Origin of the sequence: Lactobacillus sp. MRS-253-APC-2B, from assembly GCF_012843675.1 — a bacterium.
Classification (GTDB): Bacteria; Bacillota; Bacilli; order Lactobacillales; family Lactobacillaceae; genus Limosilactobacillus; species Limosilactobacillus pulli.
Genome location: NZ_JABAFO010000009.1, coordinates 70,927 through 76,926, shown reverse-complemented (window position 1 = coordinate 76,926; position 6,000 = coordinate 70,927). Strand labels below are relative to the sequence as shown.

At 46.0% G+C, this 6,000-nt stretch carries 6 protein-coding genes; all 6 read right to left on the bottom strand.

Annotation, left to right across the window (positions count from 1 at the left end):
* Positions 1 to 216: 216 nt before the first annotated feature.
* Positions 217 to 465: a DUF1797 family protein gene (locus tag HF864_RS06225; RefSeq protein ID WP_169462137.1), complete on the bottom strand. Its 249-nt coding sequence runs from the start codon at positions 463 to 465 to the stop codon at positions 217 to 219.
* 116 nt (positions 466 to 581) lie between these two features.
* Entirely contained in the window at positions 582 to 1,601 is a 1,020-nt protein-coding gene (locus tag HF864_RS06220; protein ID WP_169462136.1) for a lysylphosphatidylglycerol synthase transmembrane domain-containing protein, read from the bottom strand.
* Between the two features lie 3 nt (positions 1,602 to 1,604).
* Positions 1,605 to 2,627 carry a glycosyltransferase family 4 protein gene (locus HF864_RS06215; RefSeq protein WP_169462135.1) on the bottom strand — a complete coding sequence of 341 codons (1,023 nt, stop codon included), beginning with the start codon at positions 2,625 to 2,627 and terminating at the stop codon, positions 1,605 to 1,607.
* A 2-nt stretch (positions 2,628 to 2,629) separates the two neighbouring features.
* Positions 2,630 to 3,838, bottom strand: a complete 1,209-nt coding sequence (locus HF864_RS06210) for a glycosyltransferase family 4 protein (RefSeq protein WP_169462141.1) — start codon at positions 3,836 to 3,838, stop codon at positions 2,630 to 2,632.
* Between the two features lie 155 nt (positions 3,839 to 3,993).
* Positions 3,994 to 5,727: a phosphoenolpyruvate--protein phosphotransferase gene (gene ptsP, locus HF864_RS06205; RefSeq protein ID WP_169462134.1), complete on the bottom strand. Its 1,734-nt coding sequence runs from the start codon at positions 5,725 to 5,727 to the stop codon at positions 3,994 to 3,996.
* Between the two features lies 1 nt (position 5,728).
* The gene (locus HF864_RS06200) at positions 5,729 to 5,995 is read right to left on the bottom strand and encodes a phosphocarrier protein HPr (protein WP_033935213.1); all 267 of its coding nucleotides are present in this window, start codon (positions 5,993 to 5,995) and stop codon (positions 5,729 to 5,731) included.
* Positions 5,996 to 6,000: the final 5 nt, after the last annotated feature.

The window sequence follows — 6,000 nt, the reverse complement described above, 5'->3', positions numbered from 1 at the left end:
TCATCAGCAGTTAATCGAAGCAAAGTTCGCTGTAATCAACGTCTGCCTCATCGACAACGTTAACTACTATACCGATATATTGCCTAATCGTCAACTATATTTTGAAAGTTTTTTCGTTAATTCAGAAACTGCGAACAAATCAAATTATCATGCCTTTAATCTTACAAGAAACTCGATGATTAGAAACTAAACTCATATTAAATATTCGAGTGAACGTTAAAAGGAGTTCTTAAAATCGTACAAACAACGATAAACCTCAATTGCCGTCAGATCCAGATTATCAAACGTCATATAAGCAGCCGGCTGAAACTGTTCGAGCTCAAATTCACCGGTACTTTGTCGATACGTCACGGTACAAATCTGAATTCCATAAGCAGAAAAAGTACGTTGCTGAATATCACCATGGGTATCCTCTGCCATTGCATCCAAGCGACGTAAAATCCGCTGCAATTCTGAATGAATCATTATCAAACCTCATTACATAATTATTATTTTTTGGCACACCTATTACTTAAACCTCAGCCAAATAAAAGAACCCAATCCTTAACGATCAGGTTCTGACTAAGACTATTATATCGTTATCAATCGGGTTCGTGCACTCGATCCGGCTTGACCATCAAGGCAAACATCCCCGCAAACATCCCAAAGTAATAGGTCAAAATTCGCCAAAGCAGCATCGCCAGTACCAACTTGCTGCCGGAGCCAACAAAACTTGAGAACAACACCGAAAAACTATACTCGGCCCCACCTGTCCCACCAGGAATCGGAAACAGTGAGATCACCATGAAAATCAAGACATTCAAGCTGATAACCATAATGATGTTTAGTCCTTTGACTCCTAAAGACAGCATAATGAAATAAGGAATCAGGTAGTAAAACGCCAGCTGCAGCAAGGTAATTAAACTAACCTTGGCCATTTTGCCGTACTCACTTTTGATCTTCAGACTTTCTTGATAGAAGGTATCGATTTTTTCGTTAAGCGTGACTTGCATTTTTTGGTAGCGACCTTGCTTCATAAACCAATGTGCGGGTCGAATCAAGATATTGGTCGCTTTTTTGGTAAAGCCGTACCAGTACATCACCAAAAGCAGACCAACGATCACACTCAGATGGATTAAAAAGCCAAAGACAACCAAAAGCGACAGAGCATGCAGCTTGGTCGCAATATAATGAAAGCCCACCAACAGACTGATAATGAAGTTGATGACAATCATTGATTGAAAAACTACAAACTTCATCAACAGAACTGAGCTGGCCTGGCCACCGTCTACACCTGACTGCATCATAGCCAGCAGCTGAGCCGGCTGTCCACCTGTTGAAAAAGGCGTCAAACCATTTCCCAATTGCTCAACCAACGGAATTCGAATTGCATCTTTCCAGGTGAAGCCATCATGCCGATCGTTCATAAAAATCTTGACCACAACAGCTTCTAAAAACAGATACAGACAAATACACAAAAAGGCAATAGCAAACCAGCCCCAGTTTAGATGTTCCAAATCACCAATGATTGAAGACAGCTTAACATCACGCAGCGAATAGGCAAAGATCCCCACGCCGCACGCCAGCATCAGGATAAAAACAATCCAATTTTTTCGCGACATCGCTTAGCCCTCCTTAGCCTGCTCCAGGTAGAATCGATGCCACACCTTGGCTAAATGGGCCTTAGAGTATTGCTGTGATGCGGTATGGGCCGCCATTTTCAGCTCAGCCAGCCGTGATGGCGTGTTGCGCAGCCAGTCAAGCTTTTGCTGCATCTCATCAACGTCTTTGGCGGGCTCATAATATCCTTGAATAATGGAATGATAAAGATCCAGATCCCGCAACATGACGGGCGTTCCGCAGCTAAAAGCTTCTAAGACCGACATCGGAAACAGTTCATTATATGACGGCAATAAAAACAGGTCCGCAATGTTGTTGAGTTCGGCAATCTGCTGACGCGTCACGATACCAGGAAATTTTAGATTGACTGGTGGATTAGCCACAATTTTTTTAAGGGCCGCATAGCCATCCGTAATCCGTCCAAACGAAAAACCGCCTGCCCAGATAAATTGTACGTCCGGGTTTTGCTCGGCCAATTGAATAAAATCAAAAACACCCTTGCGCTCTTGAATCTGACCACTGCCAACGACGACGAACCGATGATGCGCGATCCCCCACTTGGTGCGCAGTCTTCTTCTTTCTACCGCGTCAACTGGATGGAAATTAGTATCATCAACAAAGTTTGGAATATACGTAATTTTGGCACGGGGAATGCCATAAGCCACGAGCTTGTCGATAAATGAGGGATTAACCACGACCAGATGATCCATCCGCTTATAAAAGGCAATCACGTAGCGATAAAAGATGCCACGAAACGGCTGGGGGATCTTCAAACTGCCCTCTAACGTCTCTGGTAAAAAATGCACGTAGCCAATCTTGCGGCCGCGTTTTTTGGAAAAAGTCGAAAACCAAAACGGTAGGTCGATCGTATGATAGTGACTGATATCACTAGTACGGTATTTATTGACCGCAATATCAAACTCATCTTTAAAGTTGGTCTCCAACAGATGCATCAGCTCTAGGTAGGCACTGCCCACTCCTTGACCAGCTACCTTGTCTGCTGAAGAATACATTGTAATTTTTAGCATACTCAACCTCGTTTACCAAACAAATGATGCTGATGCTTCTTTTCCTGCTGTTGTGCTTGCAGTCGCTGTTGACAGTCTTGATAAAAATCCATAACGCGCTGGCCAAAGACCTCCGATGAGATGTCATGCAGCTTTTGTTGGCGCTTGGCAATCGTCTCTTGCGTGTCAGGATGATCAAGATAGTACAAAACGCCCTTGACCAGATCGCCTCGTTTTTGAAAACTCATTCCAATTGCTGGATCGTCAATCAGTTCATCGGTATATTCACTGCGCATCACGACAATTGGCAGATCAGATGCCAGCGCCTCATCATAGGTCAGCCCCTGTGACTCGGAATCAGAAGCCGAGACAAAAACGTCAGCCATTTGGTAAAAATGATGAACCTCTTCATTTTTGATCTCGCCGGTGAATTGAACGTGATCCTTGAGATCCATCTTGGCCACCTGACGCTCCAAAGTCCCACGTGCTGGGCCATCACCAACAATCAATAGCTGGGCATCGGGGCGAGTCTGCAAAATATCGGGCAGCGCCTCAATCAAAGCTTGAATGTTTTTTTCATAGGCCAGCCGACTGAGGGACAGTAATACCGGTACGTCATCGCTGTAGCCCAGTTTTTGACGTAGGTCGTGTTTTTGAGCGGCCGTATCCGATTTGGCATAGACCCTTAGATTAACCCCAGTCGGAATAATTCTAATCGGTGCAGTCACATCATATGCTTGCAGTGTCTCCAGTACTCTTTCGCTAGGAGCAATCACCCCCGTCATGTTCTTAAGGTAAAGATGTGCCAACTTGGCAACGTCATGCGGCTTGATAATATGACCATTGGCAATGTAGTGCAGATAGTCTTGATACATTGTATGGTATGTGTGCAGACATGGAATATTCATTTCCTTGGCAACCATCTTTCCCATCATCCCCAAGGAAAATTCCGTCTGGTTATGAACGATATCCAGCTTTAGCTTGCGTGCCAGCTTTAAGGCCCGCACCCAGCCCCGAACGGCAATGCGTCGATCGGTAAATGAAACAAACGGAACGCTGGGAAAGCGATAGATGCCATTTTCCGGATCATCGTGCTTGGCGGCTGGATCGGTCGTAGTGAAGATGTAGACGTGATGACCCTGTTCTGTCAACTCATCACGCAAAGTCTTAATCGACGTCGCAACGCCACTGACTTGTGGAAAATAAGTATCTGTAAACAACCCAATATTCACAATGCGATCCCCTTTGATTTTCAATCGCCATTTACGGCGAACGGCTAATTCAGATTCAGTAATTTCCATTGTAACTGATTCTGCGTCATCAGATAACTGATTTTAACCCTACAAAAAAGTCGCTTCAAGACATTTGAAGCGACCTTGATCAAATTTTAGAAATTGAAGTTTTTCAATACGGGAACCCGACCCATGATCATTTTTTGTACTTCTTTGGCATTGCGGGCATTCATTGCCTGATGAACCAGTGGCTGTAATTGTCGAACGTGCAGCTCACTGATTAAAGAGCGAATCGGTAAGATACTGGAGCTGTTCATCGAAAACTCATCGATTCCCATCCCTAATAATAATGGCGTGGCAAGCGAACTGCTGGCCATCTCGCCACAAATACCGACCCATTTACCCTCTGCGTGTGCCGCATCGACCGTATGCTTGATAGCCCGCAAAACGGCTGGATGCAGCGTTTGGTAAAGGTGTGCGACCTGACTGTTGCCGCGATCAGCCGCAAACATGTACTGGGTCAAGTCGTTGGAGCCAATGCTGAAAAAATCGGCATACTGGGCCAATTGATCAGCCATTTCAACAGCTGATGGTACCTCAACCATCATTCCGACCTCAATCTGGCGGGCACAGCCAATACCGCGGGCTGCCAGTTTTTGGCGCTCTTCATCCAGAATCTTGCGAGCTGCCAAAAATTCATCCAGTGTGCTGACCATTGGAAACATAATTGCCAATCGACCATATACTGAGGCTCTGAGCAAGGCCCGCAGCTGTGGACGCATTATCTCGGGGTGAGCCAATGAAAAACGCAGCGAGCGCATGCCTAAAAACGGATTGTCTTCAACTGGCGTTTGAATCGAAGCGATCGGTTTATCGCCGCCAATATCCAGTGTTCGAATGATTACACGTTCTGGCGTCATCTCGGCAATAATCTTTTTATAGATCTGGAACTGCTCTTCTTCGCTTGGCAAGGTATCGCGCCCCATAAACAAAGACTCGCTGCGCATCAGGCCAACCCCTTCTGCCCCGCTGTTTTTGGCGTCTTCTGCCTCATCGGACCAAAATACGTTGGCACCAATCTCAAAATGACGTCCATCGGCACTGATGGTTCGTTGATGCTTTAAAACACCAAGCGATTCCATTTCACGAGCATAGTCGCCAGCTTTTTTTTCGTATTCATCAATCTCAGCCGGCGTTGGGCTAAGCAGCACGCGACCATGAACCCCGTCAACGATCAAAGAGGTGCCATCCAAAATTTCGCGCGTAGCCGTTTTGGTCCCGACCACGCTGGGCAGTGATTTTTCCTTGGTCATGATGGAAAAATGCGAGGTACTGCCGCCCAGGTCCGTCACCAGGCCAACCACATAGCGTCGATCAAAGCGAGCAATGTCGGTTGGCGTTAGGCTATGTGTGACAATGATAGCTTGATGTTTGAGCTTGCCAGGATCAGGCAATTCAATTCCCAGAATATGACTCAGCAAGCGCTTAGACAGATCCTGCATGGCGATTTTTCTTTGATGCAGGCCTTGTTGGTCAGCAGCATTTTCTGCCATCCAACGATCGGTTTCTTTTTTAACGGCATAGCCCGCCGTATATTGATTGGTAACAATCTGATGCTCAATGGTCTGCTGAAAATCTTCAGCAAGCACCAGCTGCAGCTGCATATCGACAACAACGGCCGATTGTTTATCAAGTTGAGCGTGGGCACGCTGACAGATCTCACGCAGCTCATTTGCCGTAATAGCAAAAGAATCATGAAGCCGAGCGACTTCATGATTCACATTATCGGTATGCTGCTGCTTAACGGATAAGTCAGGAACTCCCAGCAAATAGGCCGGTGCGATGGCAATGCCACCACCAGCCGCGATGCCATTGAGTTGTCTTGACATGTTAGTCCGCCAAGCCTTCTTTCTTCATCGTTTCAGCGATGGCTTCAATAGCTTCCTTTTCGTCATCGCCTTCTGCAGTGATCGTAACGTTGGCGTTTTGACCAACACCCAGGCTCATAACACCCATGATGGACTTCAGGTTAACGCTCTTGCCGTTGTATGACAGGGAAACGTCAGAAGTGTACTTGGATGCAGTTTGTACCAGGATCGTAGCTGGACGAGCGTGGATACCAGTTTCAGCAGTAATCGTAAAATCGCGTTTTTCCATTGTAA